The sequence below is a fragment of the Streptomyces sp. NPDC001373 genome (assembly GCF_042895815.1).
Lineage (GTDB): Bacteria > Actinomycetota > Actinomycetes > Streptomycetales > Streptomycetaceae > Streptomyces.
On the sequence record NZ_JBIAWQ010000004.1, the window covers coordinates 119,672 to 136,324 of the forward strand.

Sequence of the window (16,653 nt, forward strand, 5' to 3'; positions counted from 1 at the left end):
TCACCGGCCGGTACGGGGCGCCTCGCCGTTCCTACTGCCGCCCGCGCAGCTCCCGGTACACGGCCACCAGTGCCCGCGTCGACGGGTCCAGGCCCTCCACGTGCGAGCCCTCCGTCAGCGCCGGCTCCACCCGCTTCGCGAGGACCTTGCCGAGCTCGACGCCCCACTGGTCGAAGGAGTCGATGTTCCACACCGCGCCCTGGACGAACACCTTGTGCTCGTAGAGGGCGATGAGCTGGCCCAGGACGGCCGGGGTCAGCTCGGTGGCGAGGATCGTCGTCGTCGGGTGGTTGCCCTGGAAGGTCTTGTGCGGGACGAGCGCCTCGGCGACGCCCTCCGCCCGTACCTCCTCGGCCGTCTTGCCGAAGGCCAGGGCCTGGGTCTGGGCGAAGAAGTTCGCCATCAGCAGGTCGTGCTGGGCCTCCAGCGCCGGCTCCAGCTCCGCCACCGGGCGGGCGAAGCCGATGAAGTCCGCCGGGATCATCCGGGTGCCCTGGTGGATCAACTGGTAGTACGCGTGCTGCCCGTTGGTGCCGGGCGTGCCCCACACCACCGGACCGGTCTGCCAGTCCACCGGATGGCCTTCGCGGTCCACGGACTTGCCGTTGGACTCCATGTCCAGCTGCTGCAAGTAGGCCGTGAAACGGGAGAGGTAGTGGCTGTACGGGAGCACGGCGTGCGACTGGGCGTCGTAGAAGGCCCCGTACCAGATGCCCAACAGGCCCAGTAGCAGCGGGGCGTTGTCCTCGGGCGCCGCGGTGCGGAAGTGCTCGTCCATGGCCCGGAAGCCGCCCAGCAGCTCGCGGAAGGAGTCCGCCCCGATCGCGATCATCAGCGAGAGGCCGATGGCGGAGTCGAAGGAGTAACGGCCGCCGACCCAGTCCCAGAAGCCGAACATGTTGGCCGGGTCGATGCCGAACTCGGTGACCTTCTCGGCGTTGGTGGACAGGGCCACGAAGTGCCGTGCCACGGCGGCCTGGTCCCCGCCCAGCCCGGCCAGCAGCCACTGGCGCGCCGACGTGGCGTTGGTGATGGTCTCGATGGTGGTGAAGGTCTTGGACGCGATGATGAACAGCGTCTCGGCCGGGTCCAGGTCGCGCACGGCCTCGTGCAGGTCCGCGCCGTCGACGTTGGAGACGAAACGCAGCGTCAGCGAGCGGTCGGTGAAGGCGCGCAGGGCCTCGTACGCCATCGCCGGTCCGAGGTCGGAGCCGCCGATGCCGATGTTGACGACGTTCTTGATGCGCTTGCCGGTGAACCCGGTCCACTCCCCCGACCGGACCTGGCCGGAGAAGGCCGCCATCTTGTCGAGGACCTCGTGCACGGCGGGGACGACGTTCTCGCCGTCCACCTCGACGACCGCGTCCGCGGGGGCGCGCAGCGCGGTGTGCAGGACCGCGCGGTCCTCCGTCACGTTGATCTTCTCGCCGCGGAACATGGCGTCCCGCAGCTCCGCCACGCCCGTCGCCGCCGCCAGCTCGCGCAGCAGCGCGAGGGTCTCGTCGGTGACGAGGTGCTTCGAGTAGTCGATGTGCAGGTCGCCGACCCGCAGGGTGTACCCGGTGCCCCGCTCGGGATCCGTCTCGAACAGCTCCCGCAGATGCGTCTGCCCCAGCTCTTCCCGGTGCTTGCCGAGCGCGTTCCACTCGGGCGTCCGGTTGAGCCTCGTGCGGCCCTCCCGTCGGCCGGCACCACCCTTGGTTGACGCGCTTCGCGCGGCGGCCTGGTGTGCGTTCATCTCGGACATCAACCCACTTCTTCCGTCCTGTTGTGCCCCGCCACCCCCAACCTAAGGGATCCGAAGGGGGACAACGCGCACAAAGGGGCCCGGCCCGCGGGATTCGTACTCCCACGGGCCGGGCCCCCAGTCGCTCTTGAGCGCGGCCCGGCCGAAGCCGGTCTCAGATCTCGCCGCGGAGCTTGGCGAGCGCCTCGGCGAGGATGGCCTCGCCGTCGGCGTCGGTGCGGCGTTCCCGTACGTACGCGAGGTGCGTCTTGTACGGCTCCGTGCGCGGCGGCGCGGGCGGGTTGTCCCGGTCCTGGCCGGCGGGGAACCCACAGCGCGGGCAGTCCCAGGTGTCCGGCACCTGTGCGTCGCTGGCGAAGCTGGGCTGCGTCTCGTGCCCGTTCGAGCACCAGAAGGAGATGCGCAGGCGGGGCGCGGATTCACCGCGCTCGGCCTCGCCCATCGGCCCGGCTCCGACCCGACTTCCACGAATCGCGTTGCCACTTGCCACGGTCGTAACTCCCTGCGTGATGGTGCCGCCCAGCGTGAGGGTATACCCGCTGTGGGCGCCTCAGTTTACGTAAAGACCGAGCGGGCCGGGCGAAATGGCCGGAACCGTCAGCTGCCGCTCGACTTCATGAGCAGGCCGAGCGCCACGATGCAGGCGAACCACAGCAGGCCGACGACGACCGTGATGCGGTCGAGGTTGCGCTCCGCGACGGAGGAGCCGCCGACGGAGGACTGCATGCCGCCGCCGAACATGTCGGAAAGGCCGCCGCCCTTGCCCTTGTGCATCAGCACGAGCAGCATCAGCAGAGCGCTGAAGACGATCAGGGCGATCGAGAACCCCATAACCACGGCTGATTCCTACTTTCTGGGCTTACGTCTGCTGCTGGGAGGAAGCGGGGGCCGACGGCTGCACCAGCAGCCCCCGGCCCCCGCAAGGGTACGACGGATCGGCCCTACCGCATACTCACTGGTCGCGGAAGCGGACGATCTTGACGAACTCGTCGGCGTCCAGTGCCGCGCCGCCGATCAGGGCGCCGTCGACGTCGGGCTGGGCCATGATCGCGGCGATGTTGCCGGCCTTGACGGAGCCGCCGTACTGGATGCGGACCTTGTCGGCCAGCTCCTGGGAGTACAGCTCGGCGAGGCGGCCGCGGATCGCCCCGCAGACCTCCTGGGCGTCCTCGGGGGTGGCGACCTCGCCGGTGCCGATCGCCCAGACGGGCTCGTACGCGATCACGATGGACTCGACCTGCTCGGCCGGGACGTCCTTGAGGCCGCCGTCGACCTGCGCGAGGGTGTGCGGGACCTGCCGGCCGGCCTTGCGGACGTCGAGGCCCTCGCCGACGCAGAGGATCGGGGTGATCCCGTTGCGGTAGGCGGCCTTGACCTTGGCGTTGCAGATCTCGTCGGTCTCGCCGTGGTACTGGCGGCGCTCGCTGTGGCCGACGGCCACGAACGTGCACTTCAGCTTCGCGAGCATCGGGCCGGAGATCTCGCCGGTGTAGGCGCCGGAGTCCTGCGCCGAGATGTCCTGGGCGCCGTACTTGATCTTCAGCTTGTCGCCGTCGACCAGGGTCTGGACCGAGCGCAGGTCGGTGAAGGGCGGGAGCACCGCGACGTCGACGGCGTCGTAGTCCTTGTCGGCGAGCGCGAAGGCGAGCTTCTGGACGTGGGCGATGGCCTCGAGGTGGTTGAGGTTCATCTTCCAGTTGCCCGCCATGAGCGGGGTGCGGCCGTGTGCGACAGAGGTCATTGTGGTTCAGCCCTCCAGGGCGGCGAGGCCGGGGAGCGTCTTGCCCTCGAGGTATTCGAGGCTGGCGCCACCACCGGTGGAAATGTGTCCGAAGGCGTTCTCGTCGAAGCCCAGGATGCGGACGGCCGCGGCGCTGTCGCCGCCGCCGACCACGGTGAAGGCCTCGCTGTCGACGAGGGCCTGTGCGACGGCGCGGGTGCCGTTCGCGTAGTCGGGGTGCTCGAAGACGCCGACCGGGCCGTTCCAAAAGACGGTCTCGGCGTCGGCGATCTTCGAGGCGTACAGCTCGCGGGTCTTGGGGCCGATGTCCAGGCCCTCCTTGTCCGCGGGGATCTTGTCGGCGTCGACGGTCTCGAAGACGGCCGGGGTCCCGCCCTTGATGTCGGGGAAGTCCGCGGCGGCGAGGATGTCGACCGGCAGGACCAGCTCGACGCCGTTCTTCTCGGCGCGCTCCATGTACTCGGTGACGGTCGGGACCTGGTCCTCCTGGAGGAGGGAGATGCCGACCTCGTAGCCCTTGGCCTTGAGGAAGGTGTAGGCCATGCCGCCACCGATGAGGATGCGGTCGGCCTTTCCGAGCAGCTCGTCGATGACGGCGAGCTTGTCGGAGACCTTGGCGCCGCCGAGGACGACCACGTAGGGGCGCTTGACCTCGGCGGTGAGCTTCTTCAGGACGCCGACCTCGGTGGCGATGAGGTAGCCGGCCGCGTGCGGGAGCAGCGCGGGCAGGTCGAAGACCGAGGCGTGCTTGCGGTGGACGGCGCCGAAGCCGTCGCCGACGTAGACGTCGGCCAGCTCGGCGAGCTCCTGGGCGAAAGCCTTGCGCTCGGCCTCGTCCTTGGAGGTCTCGCCGGCGTTGAAGCGCAGGTTCTCGATGACGGCGACCTGTCCGTCGGCGAGGGCCGCGACGGTCTCCTTGGCGGAGGAGCCGACGGTGTCGGTGGCGAAGGCGACCTCGGCGCCGAGCAGCTCGCCGAGCCGCTCGGCGGCCGGGGCGAGGGAGAAGTCGGGCTCGGTGCCGGTGCCCTTGGGGCGGCCCAGGTGCGAGGCGACGACCACGCGGGCGCCGGCCTCGGCGAGCTTGGCGATCGTGGGCTGGACGGCGCGGATGCGGCCGTCGTCGGTGATCGCGCCTTCCTTCAGCGGCACGTTGAGATCGGCGCGTACGAAGACCCGCTTGCCGGCCACGCCGTCCGCGAGAAGTTCGTCGATCGTCTTCATGTGTTTCTACTCCTTGTCCCCGTACAGGGCTGTTACAGGTGCAGGGCGGATGGGACGGGGCAAGCGACAGGGCCCGAACGGCGCCTCATCGCGCCGAGCGGACCCTGTGCTCACATGGTGTTGCCTTGCCCTACGTTCTCAGAGCTGACCGCCGACGAAGACGGTGAGGTCGACGAGGCGGTTGGAGTAGCCCCACTCGTTGTCGTACCAGCCGACGACCTTGACCTGCGTACCGTCCTGCACCATGGTCAGCGAGGAGTCGAAGGTGCACGAGGCCGGCCAGTTCACGATGTCGGAGGAGACGATCGCGTCCTCGGTGTAGTCGAGGATTCCCTTGAGCTGGCCCTCGGCGGCCTTCTGGAAGGCGGCGTTGATCTCTTCCTTGGTGGTCTCGCGGGAGAGCTCCAGGACGAGGTCGGTGACCGAGCCGGTGGGGACCGGGACGCGCATGGCGATACCGTCGAGCTTGCCCTTGAGCTGCGGCAGGACGAGCGCGGTGGCCTTGGCGGCGCCGGTGGAGGTCGGGATGATGTTCTCGGCGGCGGCGCGGGCGCGGCGCAGGTCCGAGTGCGGGAAGTCCAGGATGCGCTGGTCGTTCGTGTAGGCGTGGACCGTCGTCATCATGCCCTTGACGATGCCGAAGTTCTCGTCGAGGACCTTGGCCATCGGCGCCACGCAGTTGGTGGTGCAGGAGGCGTTGGAGATGACGTGGTGGTTGGCCGCGTCGTACTTGTCCTGGTTGACGCCCATCACGATCGTGATGTCCTCGTCCTTGGCCGGGGCCGAGATGAGGACCTTCTTCGCGCCGGCCGCGAGGTGCTTGGCGGCGTCGGCCTTCTTCGTGAAGATGCCGGTCGACTCGATGACGATGTCGGCGCCCAGCTCGCCCCAGGGCAGGTTCGCGGGGTCGCGCTCGGCGAACGTCCTGAAGGTCATGTCGCCGACGGTGATGGTGTCATCGGTGTGCGAGACCTCGGCCTTCAGCCGGCCGAGGATGCTGTCGTACTTGAGCAGGTGCACCAGGGTGGCGTTGTCCGTCAGGTCGTTGACACCCACCACCTCGATGTCCGCCCCCTGTTCGAGAAGCGCCCGGAAGTAGTTGCGGCCAATGCGGCCAAAACCATTGATGCCTACGCGGATCGTCACGAACCGATCTCCTCGTTGGTGCGCCGGCCTGTCCCGCCGGCGAGCTGTATGGGATGTCCCCGACCGCTTACGACCCTACCCCTCCGTGAGCTTCGGAGTGGAATCGGCCGGAGGCTGACACTCCCCCCGCTTCGCGGGGGTACCCCCACCGGGGCCCTGGACCACTGCTGCGGCAAGGCGCCCCGGGGACCTTGGTCCCCGTCACCCAACGTGAGCGACGGGAGGGCCGTCGCTCAGCCGCTCAGCGAGCGGAGGGCCTTGCCGATCAGCAGGGCGCGGTCGGACGCGGCCGGCAGGTGCTCCAGCCCGAATCCGAACAGCACCGTGTCACGCGTGGTGACGGCGGCGTAGGAGGCGAAGAGCTCTCCGGTCCTGGACCAGTCGCCCGGAACATCGGGACTTCCGGCGGGGGCGCCCTGCGCGGTCCAGGCGCCCAGGGAGGTCTCGAAGCCCTCGACGGCCTGGTCGGAGCCGCCCACGGAGACCCGCGCCTCGTCCGCGAAGACGCCGCGGCCGCCCGAACCGGGGTCGGTGATGTACGAGAGGGAGACCTCGACGGTCTTCCCCGCGTAGGGGCTCAGGTCGAAGGAGACCTGCTTCCAGCCGTCGGAGGACCCGGTGAAGCTGTTCCAGGCCCCGCTGGTACCGCTCGGTGAGCAGCCGCCGCCCTCGACGGTGAGGTAGTGCCGCAGGAACGGGTGGCCGTTGACGAAGAACCCGGCCCCGCACTCCGCCGGGACGGCGGCGGAGCTCAAGCCGTTCGCTTCCGGAAGTGTGGTCCAGTCCTCTCCACCGGCGGTGCGGGCCTCCAGGACGGCGTGGTCGTAGCCCTCCTCGGTGTTCCAGTTGAGGGCCGTCTTCAGCTGCGGCCGGTCGGCGGCGGTGACGTGGGTGAGGTCCACGGTGCGCGTGAGGCGCTGCCAGTCGTCGTCCTCGTGGGTGGCCGACGCCATGCCGGTGCCCGCGTAGGGCGCGTACGGGTTGACGACCCCGGCGTACTGGCCCGCCCGGGCACTCGTGAACTGCGGGAACCGCGCCGGCGGCAGGGAGTCCGAGGTGACGCTGAAGGCTCCCGGGGAGTTCAGCGGGTTGCCGGGGGTGCCCGGTGCGTCGCCGAGGGCCCCCTTGGCCCCGGTGAGGGTGCCCGTGCCGGTGAAGCCGGTGGGGGACGTGACCGTGGCCCGGCTGTAGGCGCCGAGGTAGTACTGGCTGAAGTCGTCGGTCAGGGCCCGGCCGAGCTGGGCCCGGCCGCCCGCCAGCTCGCCGGCCTCGACCAGCTTGCCGCCCTCGTTGAGGAAGTCGCGGACCGCCAGCTGGGTGGGGCCGCCGGGGGCGCCGGCGCCGGTGTAGTGGACGGCCGTGCGGAAGTGGGAGAGCACGCCGAGGTGGTGCGGAACGCCCTGGACGGCCACGTCCCAGACGGCGGCGGACTTCCCGTTGGCCCGCAGCGCGTCGACGTAGCTCTGGGCGTACTGCGCCTTCGCGCCCTCCTCAGCGATCACCAGGACGTCTGCGCGCGGGCGCTCGGCCACGGTGTAGGAGAAGTGCTCGCTGGAGACCGTCCGGCCGCCGTCGCGGCCGGTGAACCAGACCTCGACCTTGTCCCCCGGCCTGGTGCCGTCGACCTCGGCCCGGTACTGGTCGAACCAGTTGTTGTCCTCGCCGCCGTAGACGTCACCGCCCTTCCAGGGCCTGAGCTCGTCGTCGTGCGTACGGCCGCCGTTGATCCGGAAGTTGAGCAGCTTGTCCTTCAGCGCCTTGCGGGCCGTGACGGAGACCGTCTGGTCCTCGCCGCGGGCCGCGTAGGAGGTGGTGAAGGGGTCGAGGGTGAAGTCGGCGGCGCTCAGCCCCACGGAGGAGGCGGGCCGGTCCGGGTGCGCGGCGCTCTCGCCGACGGACAGGGCGAAGGGGACGTTCTTGGCGAACTCCTGCTGGATCAGCTTCTCGTCGTCCGGGAAGTTGAAGCCGGAGGCGCAGTCCTCGGGCCTCCACCGGTCGTTCGGGTCGATCGCGGAGGCCGTCTGGCAGGTGGTCATCTCGGGCGTGAACATCATGACGCCGTTGGCGTTGGCGGCGTGGCCGTCGGCCTCGCCGTTGGTGGTGTACAGCTCGGAGGAGATCTGCGGGTAGTAGCCGGGGACGGCCGGCTGCTCCGGGGTGCCCGCGAGCGCCTTGTAGGCCACGTCGTCCGGGGTCGGGGTGGCGACCTGCCAGCCCACTCCGTAGAGCAGCAGCTCGGAGGCCGAGTGGTAGTTGACGGCGTACCGGAAGCCGACGCGCTTCTCGAAGGCGTCGAGGGCGACGGTCTCGGGTTCGGACTGCGCCGTGGGGCCGCGGTAGGTCTCGCTGGAGGTGTTCGGCGAGGAACCCTCGTTGTCGTATCCCCACTTGTAGGCGAAGTTGCGGTTGAGGTCGACGCCGTCCACCGCGGTGATCCTGCCGTCGCCGTTGTTGTCGCGGAGGTTCTTGCGCCACAGCCGGGCGCCGGCGGAGCTGAAGGTGTAGTCGTACCCGTCGGGGTTGGCGGAGAGCAGGAACCACAGCTCGGTGGAGTCCACCAGCCTGGTGATCCGGGCGTCCTTGCCGTAGTTGTCGAGGGTGTGGTGCATCAGCCGCCGGGTCATCTCGGGGGTGATCCACTCACGGGCGTGCTGGTTGGACATGTAGAGCACGGACGGCCTGTCGCCGTCCTTCGTCCTGCCGGCGTCCTTGGTGACCTTGAGGGCGAGGATGTCCTTGCCCTGGACGGTCCTGCCGATGGAGACGACCTTGGCGAGGCCCGGGTTCTGCTGCGCGATCCGCACGATCTCCTCCTGGAGGCCGCCCTTGCCGCTGTAGGGGCGGAAGACCCCGTCCCCGGCCGCCTCGGTGCGGGCCAGCCCCTGGGCGGAGACCTTGTGCTCGGCGAGCTTCACCCCCTGGGCGGCGAGCCCCGCGGCCTGCTGCCCGGTGAGGAAGAGCTCGACCTTCGCGGTCCCGCTCGCGGGCGCCCGCCCGGCGAGTTCATGGGCGTCCTGGCCGGCGGCGAGGACGAGCGGGACCTGTTCGCGGGTGATGTCGGCGTCGTAGACGCGTACCTCGTCGGTGCCGGAGGCGGGCCGTGCCTGGGCCGCGGCGGGCAGCGCGGCCAGAGTGGTTCCGAAGACGAGTGCGCTTGCCGCGAGGATCGTTCTCGCGCGTTGCCTCATGTGCCCCCCTGGGCGTCGTCAACCACGAAAGCGTTCGGGGGCCAGGCTCACGATCGGACGACGCGCAGTCAATGGGGCGTACCGGTCCGCCGGTCGGGAATCAGCCTCACGGCCCCGCCCGGCCCCGGCCCCCCCTCCGGCCCCGCCGGAGTCCGAGGCGCGGGGGTCCGGGGCGGAGCCCGGGAGACGGAGAAGGGGCGGGAGGGGAGCGGCTCCGCCCAGCGGAACCGCACCCCCGTCCCGCCCCCGGCAGGCCGAGGCTCAGCCGGCCATGTTGTCGGCCAGCTCCTCGCTGAGGTCCAGGTTGGACTCGGTGCCGGGGATGCCGAGGTCCTGGGCGCGCTTGTCGGCCATCGCCAGCAGGCGGCGGATCCGGCCCGCGACGGCGTCCTTGGTCAGCGGCGGGTCGGCGAGCGCGCCCAGCTCCTCCAGGGAGGCCTGCTTGTGCTCCATGCGCAGCCGGCCGGCCGCGGCGAGGTGCTCGGGGACCTCCTCGCCGAGGATCTCCAGCGCGCGCTGCACCCGGGCTCCGGCGGCCACCGCGGCCCGCGCCGAGCGGCGCAGGTTGGCGTCGTCGAAGTTGGCGAGGCGGTTGGCGGTGGCGCGGACCTCGCGCCGCATCCGCCGCTCCTCCCAGGCCAGCACCGACTCGTGCGCGCCGAGGCGGGTCAGCAGGGCGCCGATCGCGTCGCCGTCGCGGACGACGACCCGGTCCACGCCGCGCACCTCGCGCGCCTTGGCGGCGATGGAGAGCCGCCGGGCGGCGCCCACCAGGGCCAGGGCTGCCTCGGGGCCGGGGCAGGTGACCTCCAGGGAGGAGGACCGGCCGGGCTCGGTGAGGGAGCCGTGGGCCAGGAAGGCACCGCGCCAGGCCGCCTCCGCGTCACAGGTGGCCCCGGAGACCACCTGCGGGGGAAGGCCCCGGATGGGGCGGCCGCGGCCGTCGACCAGGCCCGTCTGGCGGGCCAGCTGGTCCCCGCCGGCGACGACGCGCACGACGAAGCGGCTGCCGCGGCGCAGGCCGCCGGGGGCCATGACCACCAGGTCGGAGGAGTGGCCGAAGATCTCCAGGATGTCCTTGCGCAGCCGCCGGGCGGCGATCCCGGTGTCCAGCTCCGCTTCGATGACGATCCGGCCGCTCACCAGGTGGAGGCCGCCCGCGAACCGAAGGATCGCCGAGACCTCCGCCTTCCTGCAGCAGGTCCGGGTGACGGGGAGGCGGGAGATCTCATCCTTCACCGCGGGCGTCATCGCCATGGGCCGATCCTTCCATGCATCCGAAAAATACGGTCGTACGCGGCGGCCAGCAGCTCCGGGTCGTGCTTCGGAGAGCCGTCCTGCCTGGCCACCGGCGCCAGCTCGACCGCCGCACCGAACCGCTTCGCGGCATCGGCGAGGGACTCGCGGTCGGGCACGGCGGCCTCGTCGGCCAGCACCACGTCCAGGGCGAGTTTAGGGGCGTGTCGGGCCAAAACCTCCAAATGACGCTGCGGAGAGAAGCCCTCTGTTTCGCCCGGCTGCGGGGCGAGGTTCAGCGAGAGGACCTTGCGGGCCTTCGTCGCCACCAGCGCGTCGAGCAGCTCCGGCACGAGCAGGTGCGGGATGACGGAGGAGAACCAGGATCCCGGCCCGAGCACCACCCAGTCGGCGTCGAGCACGGCGGCGACCGCCTCCGGCACGGCCGGCGGGTCGCCGGGCACGACCTGGACGGAGAGCACCTCGCCCGGGGTCAGAGCCACGGTGGCCTGCCCCCGGACGGTGTCCACCTCGTCCGGGCGCGCCGGATCGTGGCCCCTGACCAGCGCCTGAAGCTCCAGGGGCACCGCCGACATCGGCAGGACCCGCCCCTGGGCTCCCAGCAGCTTCCCCACCAGGTCGAGGGCCTGGACGGGGTCGCCGAGCTGCTCCCACAGGGCGACGATCAGCAGGTTGCCGACGGCGTGCCCGTGCAGGTCGCCCTCGGACTGGAAGCGGTGCTGGATGACCCGGGCCCAGGTCTGGCCCCAGTCGTCGTCCCCGCACAGCGCGGCCAGCGCCTTGCGCAGGTCGCCCGGGGGCAGCACGCTCAGCTCCTCGCGGAGCCGTCCGCTGGAGCCCCCGTCGTCGGCGACGGTGACCACCGCGGTGAGCTCCCCGGTGATCCGGCGCAGGGCGGCGAGGGAGGCCGACAGGCCCATGCCGCCGCCGAGGGCGACGACCTTGGGCGCGACGACCTTGGCCGCCCCGCGGCGGCCGGCGCGGCCCGCGCCGTCCTCGCCCCGGGCGGGGGTCAGACGGCGCAGGCGGCGCAGCCGCAGGGTCCGTCCGGTCACTCGCGCCCCATGTCCCGGTGGACGACGACGGTCTCGACTCCCTCGGAGGCGAGGCGGGCGGCGAGCTTCTCGGACATGGCGACGCTGCGGTGCTTGCCGCCGGTGCAGCCGACCGCGATGGTCACGTACCGCTTGCCCTCGCGGCGGTAGCCGGCGGCGATGAGCTGGAGCAGCTCGGTGTAGCGGTCCAGGAACTCCTTGGCGCCGGGCTGGCTGAAGACGTAGCCCGACACCTCCTCGTTGAGCCCGGTGAAGGGGCGCAGTTCCGGGACCCAGTGCGGGTTGGGGATGAAGCGGCAGTCGACGACGAGGTCGGCGTCGACGGGCAGGCCGTACTTGAAGCCGAAGGACATCACGGTGGCCCGCAGCTCGGGCTCCTCGTCGCCCGCGAACTGGGCGTCCATCTTGGCGCGCAGCTCGTGCACGTTCAGGCTGGAGGTGTCGATGACCAGGTCGGCGTCGCCGCGCAGCTCGCGCAGCAGGTCGCGCTCGGCGGCGATGCCGTCGACGATGCGGCCGTCGCCCTGGAGGGGGTGCGGGCGGCGGACCGACTCGAAGCGGCGGACCAGCGCGTCGTCGGAGGACTCCAGGAAGACGATGCGCCGGGTGACCCCGCGGGCCTCCAGGTCGGCGAGGGACTCGCGCAGGGCGTCGAAGAACTGGCGGCCGCGGACGTCGACGACGACGGCGATCCGCGCCACGTTGCCCTGGGAGCGGGCGCCGAGCTCCACCATGGTGGGGATCAACGCCGGCGGGAGGTTGTCGACGACGAACCAGCCGAGGTCCTCCAGGCACTTGGCCGCCGTGCTGCGGCCGGCTCCGGACATCCCGGAGATGATCACCAGCTCGGGGATGGCCGCCTCGGCGTTGTCGCCGGGCTCCACTGTCGTGCCCGTACTCACCTGTGCTCCGTCTCGGTCGTGCTCGGTCTCGTGCTCGGTCATTGCGCGGTCCCCCGTTCGGACGGCGTCCCCGCGGGCGCGGGGGCCTCGTCGTCAATGATCTCTCCTGTCGCCGTGTTGACGGCAGGACCTGCGGGAACCGCCTGGGCGAGGGCCGCGGCCACGGTCTCGGCCGTCTTGCGGCCTATGCCCGGGACCTCGCAGATCTGGTCGATTGTCGCCTGTCTCAGCTTCTTCACCGAACCGAAGTGCTTCACGAGGGCGTGCTTGCGGCTCTCGCCGAGGCCGGGCACCTCGTCCAGCGGGCCCGCCTTCAGGCGCTTCCCGCGCTTGCCGCGCTGGTACTGGATGGCGAAGCGGTGGGCTTCGTCACGCACCCGCTGGAGCAGGTAGAGGCCCTCGCTGGTGCGGGGGAGCACGACGGGGTCGTCCTCGCCGGGCAGCCACACCTCCTCCAGCCGCTTGGCGAGGCCGCACACGGCGACGTCGTCGATCCCGAGCTCCTCCAGGGCCCGCTTGGCCGCCGCCACCTGGGGCTGCCCGCCGTCGACGACGACCAGCTGCGGCGGGTACGCGAACCGCCTGGGCCGCCCGTCGTCCTCGGGCTCCTCGTCCCCGGGGGCCCACTCCCCCGTCTTCAGCTTCTCCTGGAGGTAGCGCCGGAAGCGCCGCGAGACGACCTCGTGCATGGACCGAACGTCGTCCTGCCCCTCGAAGCCCTTGATCTGGAACCTGCGGTACTCGCTCTTGCGGGCGAGGCCGTCCTCGAAGACGACCATGGACGCCACGACGTCGTCGCCCTGGAGGTGGGAGACGTCGAAGCACTCGATGCGCAGGGGCGCGCCGTCCAGGTCCAGGGCCTCGGCGATCTCCTCCAGGGCGCGGGAGCGTGTGGTGAGGTCCGCGGCGCGCCTGGTCTTGTGCAGGGCGAGGGACTGCCGGGCGTTGCGGTGGACGGTCTCCATGAGGGACTTCTTGTCCCCGCGCTGCGGGACGCGCAGGCTGACCTGCGACCCGCGCCGCCCGGCGAGCCACTGGCCCAGTGCGGGCGCGTCCTCGGGCAGGACCGGGACGAGCACCTCCCTGGGCACGCTCTCGCCGCTCTCCTCCCCGTACAGCTGCTGGAGGGCGTGCTCGACGAGCCCGGCGGTGTCGACGGCCTCGACCTTGTCGGTGACCCAGCCGCGCTGCCCGCGCACCCGTCCGCCGCGCACGTGGAAGATCTGCACGGCCGCTTCGAGCTCGTCCTCGGCGACGGCCATCAGGTCCGCGTCGGTGGCGTCCGCCAGGACGACGGCGTTCTTCTCCATGGCCCGGCGCAGGGCGCCTATGTCGTCGCGCAGCCGGGCAGCCTTCTCGTACTCCATCTCCTCGGCCGCGTCCTGCATCTCCTTCTCCAGCCGGGAGAGGTAGGCGCCGGTGCGGCCGGCCATGAAGTCGCAGAAGTCCTCGGCGAGTTCGCGGTGGTCCTCGGGGCTGATCCGGCCCACGCAGGGCGCGGAGCACTTGCCGATGTACCCGAGCAGACAGGGCCGCCCGATCTGGGCGGACCGCTTGAACACCCCGGCGGAGCAGGTGCGCACCGGGAACACGCGCAGCATGAGGTCGACGGTCTCGCGGATCGCCCAGGCGTGCCCGTACGGCCCGAAGTACCGCACGCCCTTCTTCTTGGGCCCCCGCATCACCTGGACGCGCGGGTACCGCTCGTTCAGGGTGACCGCGAGGGAGGGGTAGCTCTTGTCGTCCCGGTACTTGACGTTGAACCGGGGGTCGAACTCCTTGATCCAGGAGTACTCCAGCTGGAGCGCCTCGACCTCGGTGGAGACGACGGTCCACTCGACGGAGGCGGCCGTGGTGACCATGGTGGCGGTCCGGGGGTGCAGACCGGCCAGGTCCTGGAAATAGCTGGCCAGCCGCTGGCGCAGGCTCTTGGCCTTCCCGACGTAGATCACCCGGCGGTGCTCGTCGCGGAACTTGTAGACCCCGGGGGAGTCGGGGATCTCCCCGGGTTTGGGTCGGTAGCTGGAAGGGTCGGCCATGCCGCCCACCCTACTGGCGCGCTACGACAACGCACCGTACCGCTGCGCGGGGCGGGGTCCCCTGCCCGGCGTCTGAGGCGCGGGCGCGGCGCCGTGTCGGCAGCCGCGCCGGCGATCGGGGGGAACGGTGGGAGGGCGGGGCGGGGACGAGCCGTGCAGGGCCCGGCCCGGCCACCGCTCTCTCGCCGACCTCACCCCGAGCGGCCGCCACCGGGCGGTCCACCTGGTAGAGCAGACGGTCCGCCCGGGCATCCTGGGCATCGCCTGGGACCGGGGGTAGGGGCCGCCCCGCGGCCGCGCCGTGGTCAGCCCGCGATCAGCTTGCCGTTCTCCGCCTTCACCAGGACGGACGGGAGGGGCTCGGTGGCCGGGCCCTGCAGGACCTTGCCGGTGGTGACGTCGAAGCGGCTGCCGTGGCAGGGGCAGTTGCCCTCACCCTTGTCGATCTTGTCGAGGACGCAGCCGGCGTGCGTGCACTGGGCGCTGAACGCCTTGTACTGGCCCTCCGCCGGGCAGCTGACGACGACCTTGCGCTCGCGGAACAGCTTCGCGCCGCCGACCGGGACGTCCGCCACGGCACCCAGCTCGACCGGCTCCTTCGGCACGGCGGGACCGCCCGCGCCGCTGCCGCCCTCGGTCGAGCAGGCGGAGAGCGCCGCACCGGCGCCCACGGCCCCGGCGAGCGCGGCGGCACCCTTGAGGACGGTACGGCGGGCGGCGGGCTGTGACGCGGACATGTGGTTCTCCTGGCGCGAAGGGGCGGGACCCGGGCGGGGCCCACCCGACCCTACCGGCGTCCGATGGGATAGCTTCCCCCGCGTGATCGTCGTCGGTGGAGAAGCCCTGATCGACCTCGTGCCCCTGGCGGAGCCGCCGGGCGCGCTGCTGCCCCGGCCCGGGGGCGGGCCGTACAACACCGCCCTGGCGCTGGGGCGGCTCGGGGCGGAGGTCGCCTTCTGCTCCCGGGTGTCGGCCGACGGTTTCGGCGAGGTCCTGCTGGCCGGGCTGCGGGCCGCCGGGGTGGACCTCTCGCTGGTGCGGCGCGGGCCCGAGCCGACCACGCTGGCCGTGCCCTCGCTGGCGCCGGACGGCTCGGCCGCGTACGGGTTCTACGTCGAGGGCACCGCCGACCGGCTGTTCTCCCTGCCTCCCGCGCTGCCGCCGCGGGCGCGGGCCCTCGCACTCGGCACCTGTTCGCTGGCGCTGGAGCCGGGCGCGAGCGCGTACGAGGCCCTGCTGCGGCGGGAGTCGGGGCGCGGGCTGCTGACCCTGCTCGACCCCAACGTCCGCCCGGCGCTGATCGCGGACCCGGCCGGCTACCGGGAGCGGTTCCTGGGCTGGCTGCCGTACGTGTCCGTGCTGAAGCTGTCGGAGGAGGACGCGGACTGGCTGGGCGGCCGGGTCGGGGACTGGCTGGCGGCGGGTCCCTCGGCCGTGGTGCTGACCCGGGGCGCGGCGGGGCTGACGGTGTGGACCGCGGAGGGCGCGGAGCACAGCGCGGCGGCCCGTCCGGTGGCCGTCGCGGACACCATCGGCGCGGGCGACACCGTCAACGCGGCGCTGCTGCACCGGCTCGCGGGCCTCGCGGACCCGGGCGCGGCGGACTGGCCCGCGGTCCTCGCCCACGCCGCCCACGCGGCGGCGCTGACCTGTACCCGGGCGGGCTGCGAGCCGCCGTACGCGGCCGAGCTCGGGCTCAGCCGATAGCGGCCCACAGGGTCCGGGCGAGCGCCGGGGCGAACTCCTCGACCGGCTGGACCACCTCGGCGCCGGAGAAGTGCAGGAAGAAGGCCCGCTGGAAGCAGGCGCCGAGCAGCAGCGCGGCGGCGGCGCGGGGGTCGGCGCCGGCCCGCAGCCGCCCGGCGTCGAGCTCCCGGCGCAGCCGTCCTTCGAGGGCGTCGAGCACCACGTGCGGGCCCGCGCCGATCTCGTGGACCCCCTGGCGGTGGCGGGTGAGCAGGGCGGGCTCGGCGAACAGCGAGGCGGCCATCGGCATGGCCTCGGCGTAGAACAGCGAGGCGTGCCGGGCGATGTCGGAGAGGGCCTCCTGGAGGGCGTGCCCGCCGGGGCCGGCGTCGGCGTCGAGGGCGGCCATGAGCGGCCCGGCGTTGGGCGTGCGCTCCATCAGCACCCGTACGAACAGCTCTTCCTTGTTCGCGTAGTGCTTGTAGAGCGCGGCCTCCGAGCAGCCGGCCTCACGGGCGATGGCCTTGGTGGTGGTGTTGGCGAGGCCGATGGTGCGCATGAGGGTCTCGGCGGCGTCCAGCAGCCGCTCGGAGGCGGGCCGGGTTGACTTCGGGGCGGGCATTCACTCACCCTAGTGGACACGAGGGTGAGTGAATACTCACCCACCATCC

Annotated in this window: 14 protein-coding genes; 1 reads left to right on the forward strand and 13 read right to left on the reverse strand. The window is 71.9% G+C overall.

Translation table 11 applies throughout. From position 1 onward, the window contains the following. Nucleotides 1-31: 31 nt before the first annotated feature. From pgi to ACFY15_RS11580, 12 genes are all read right to left on the reverse strand, one after another. Nucleotides 32-1,738 (reverse strand): glucose-6-phosphate isomerase, encoded by a 1,707-nt coding sequence (pgi, locus tag ACFY15_RS11525; protein WP_390685964.1) that lies wholly within the window; start codon nucleotides 1,736-1,738, stop codon nucleotides 32-34. Between the two features lie 163 nt (nucleotides 1,739-1,901). Then, nucleotides 1,902-2,237, reverse strand: a complete 336-nt coding sequence (locus ACFY15_RS11530; RefSeq protein WP_007263454.1) for an RNA polymerase-binding protein RbpA — start codon at nucleotides 2,235-2,237, stop codon at nucleotides 1,902-1,904. A gap of 107 nt (nucleotides 2,238-2,344) precedes the next feature. Next, nucleotides 2,345-2,578 (reverse strand): preprotein translocase subunit SecG, encoded by a 234-nt coding sequence (secG, locus tag ACFY15_RS11535; protein WP_042819242.1) that lies wholly within the window; start codon nucleotides 2,576-2,578, stop codon nucleotides 2,345-2,347. A gap of 121 nt (nucleotides 2,579-2,699) precedes the next feature. Further along, complete coding sequence (gene tpiA, locus ACFY15_RS11540) at nucleotides 2,700-3,488, reverse strand: triose-phosphate isomerase (protein WP_390685854.1); 789 nt, start codon at nucleotides 3,486-3,488, stop codon at nucleotides 2,700-2,702. A 6-nt stretch (nucleotides 3,489-3,494) separates the two neighbouring features. Beyond that, nucleotides 3,495-4,709: a phosphoglycerate kinase gene (locus ACFY15_RS11545; protein ID WP_390685853.1), complete on the reverse strand. Its 1,215-nt coding sequence runs from the start codon at nucleotides 4,707-4,709 to the stop codon at nucleotides 3,495-3,497. A gap of 138 nt (nucleotides 4,710-4,847) precedes the next feature. Next, nucleotides 4,848-5,855 (reverse strand): type I glyceraldehyde-3-phosphate dehydrogenase, encoded by a 1,008-nt coding sequence (gap, locus tag ACFY15_RS11550; protein ID WP_390685852.1) that lies wholly within the window; start codon nucleotides 5,853-5,855, stop codon nucleotides 4,848-4,850. A gap of 233 nt (nucleotides 5,856-6,088) precedes the next feature. Further along, nucleotides 6,089-9,043: a M14 family zinc carboxypeptidase gene (locus ACFY15_RS11555; protein ID WP_390825401.1), complete on the reverse strand. Its 2,955-nt coding sequence runs from the start codon at nucleotides 9,041-9,043 to the stop codon at nucleotides 6,089-6,091. Nucleotides 9,044-9,304: 261 nt separating this feature from the next. After that, the gene (gene whiA, locus ACFY15_RS11560) at nucleotides 9,305-10,300 is read right to left on the reverse strand and encodes a DNA-binding protein WhiA (RefSeq protein ID WP_030237199.1); all 996 of its coding nucleotides are present in this window, start codon (nucleotides 10,298-10,300) and stop codon (nucleotides 9,305-9,307) included. After that, the gene (gene yvcK / locus ACFY15_RS11565; RefSeq protein WP_390685850.1) at nucleotides 10,291-11,355 is read right to left on the reverse strand and encodes a uridine diphosphate-N-acetylglucosamine-binding protein YvcK; all 1,065 of its coding nucleotides are present in this window, start codon (nucleotides 11,353-11,355) and stop codon (nucleotides 10,291-10,293) included. Before yvcK ends, whiA begins: the two co-directional genes overlap by 10 nt. After that, nucleotides 11,352-12,299, reverse strand: coding sequence for an RNase adapter RapZ (gene rapZ, locus ACFY15_RS11570; protein WP_344154433.1), 948 nt, complete (start codon nucleotides 12,297-12,299; stop codon nucleotides 11,352-11,354). Before rapZ ends, yvcK begins: the two co-directional genes overlap by 4 nt. Continuing rightward, nucleotides 12,296-14,296 carry an excinuclease ABC subunit UvrC gene (gene uvrC / locus ACFY15_RS11575; RefSeq protein ID WP_390685849.1) on the reverse strand — a complete coding sequence of 667 codons (2,001 nt, stop codon included), beginning with the start codon at nucleotides 14,294-14,296 and terminating at the stop codon, nucleotides 12,296-12,298. Before uvrC ends, rapZ begins: the two co-directional genes overlap by 4 nt. A gap of 305 nt (nucleotides 14,297-14,601) precedes the next feature. Further along, complete coding sequence (locus tag ACFY15_RS11580; protein WP_390685848.1) at nucleotides 14,602-15,033, reverse strand: Rieske (2Fe-2S) protein; 432 nt, start codon at nucleotides 15,031-15,033, stop codon at nucleotides 14,602-14,604. Nucleotides 15,034-15,115: 82 nt separating this feature from the next. Between ACFY15_RS11580 and ACFY15_RS11585 the strand changes: the two genes are divergently transcribed. Beyond that, nucleotides 15,116-16,003 carry a carbohydrate kinase gene (locus ACFY15_RS11585; RefSeq protein ID WP_390685847.1) on the forward strand — a complete coding sequence of 296 codons (888 nt, stop codon included), beginning with the start codon at nucleotides 15,116-15,118 and terminating at the stop codon, nucleotides 16,001-16,003. On the opposite strand, the gene ACFY15_RS11590 is transcribed toward ACFY15_RS11585, so the two are convergent. Further along, complete coding sequence (locus ACFY15_RS11590) at nucleotides 15,993-16,604, reverse strand: TetR/AcrR family transcriptional regulator (protein ID WP_390685846.1); 612 nt, start codon at nucleotides 16,602-16,604, stop codon at nucleotides 15,993-15,995. The two genes, ACFY15_RS11585 and ACFY15_RS11590, sit on opposite strands and share 11 nt — an antisense overlap. Between the last annotated feature and the right edge of the window lie 49 nt (nucleotides 16,605-16,653).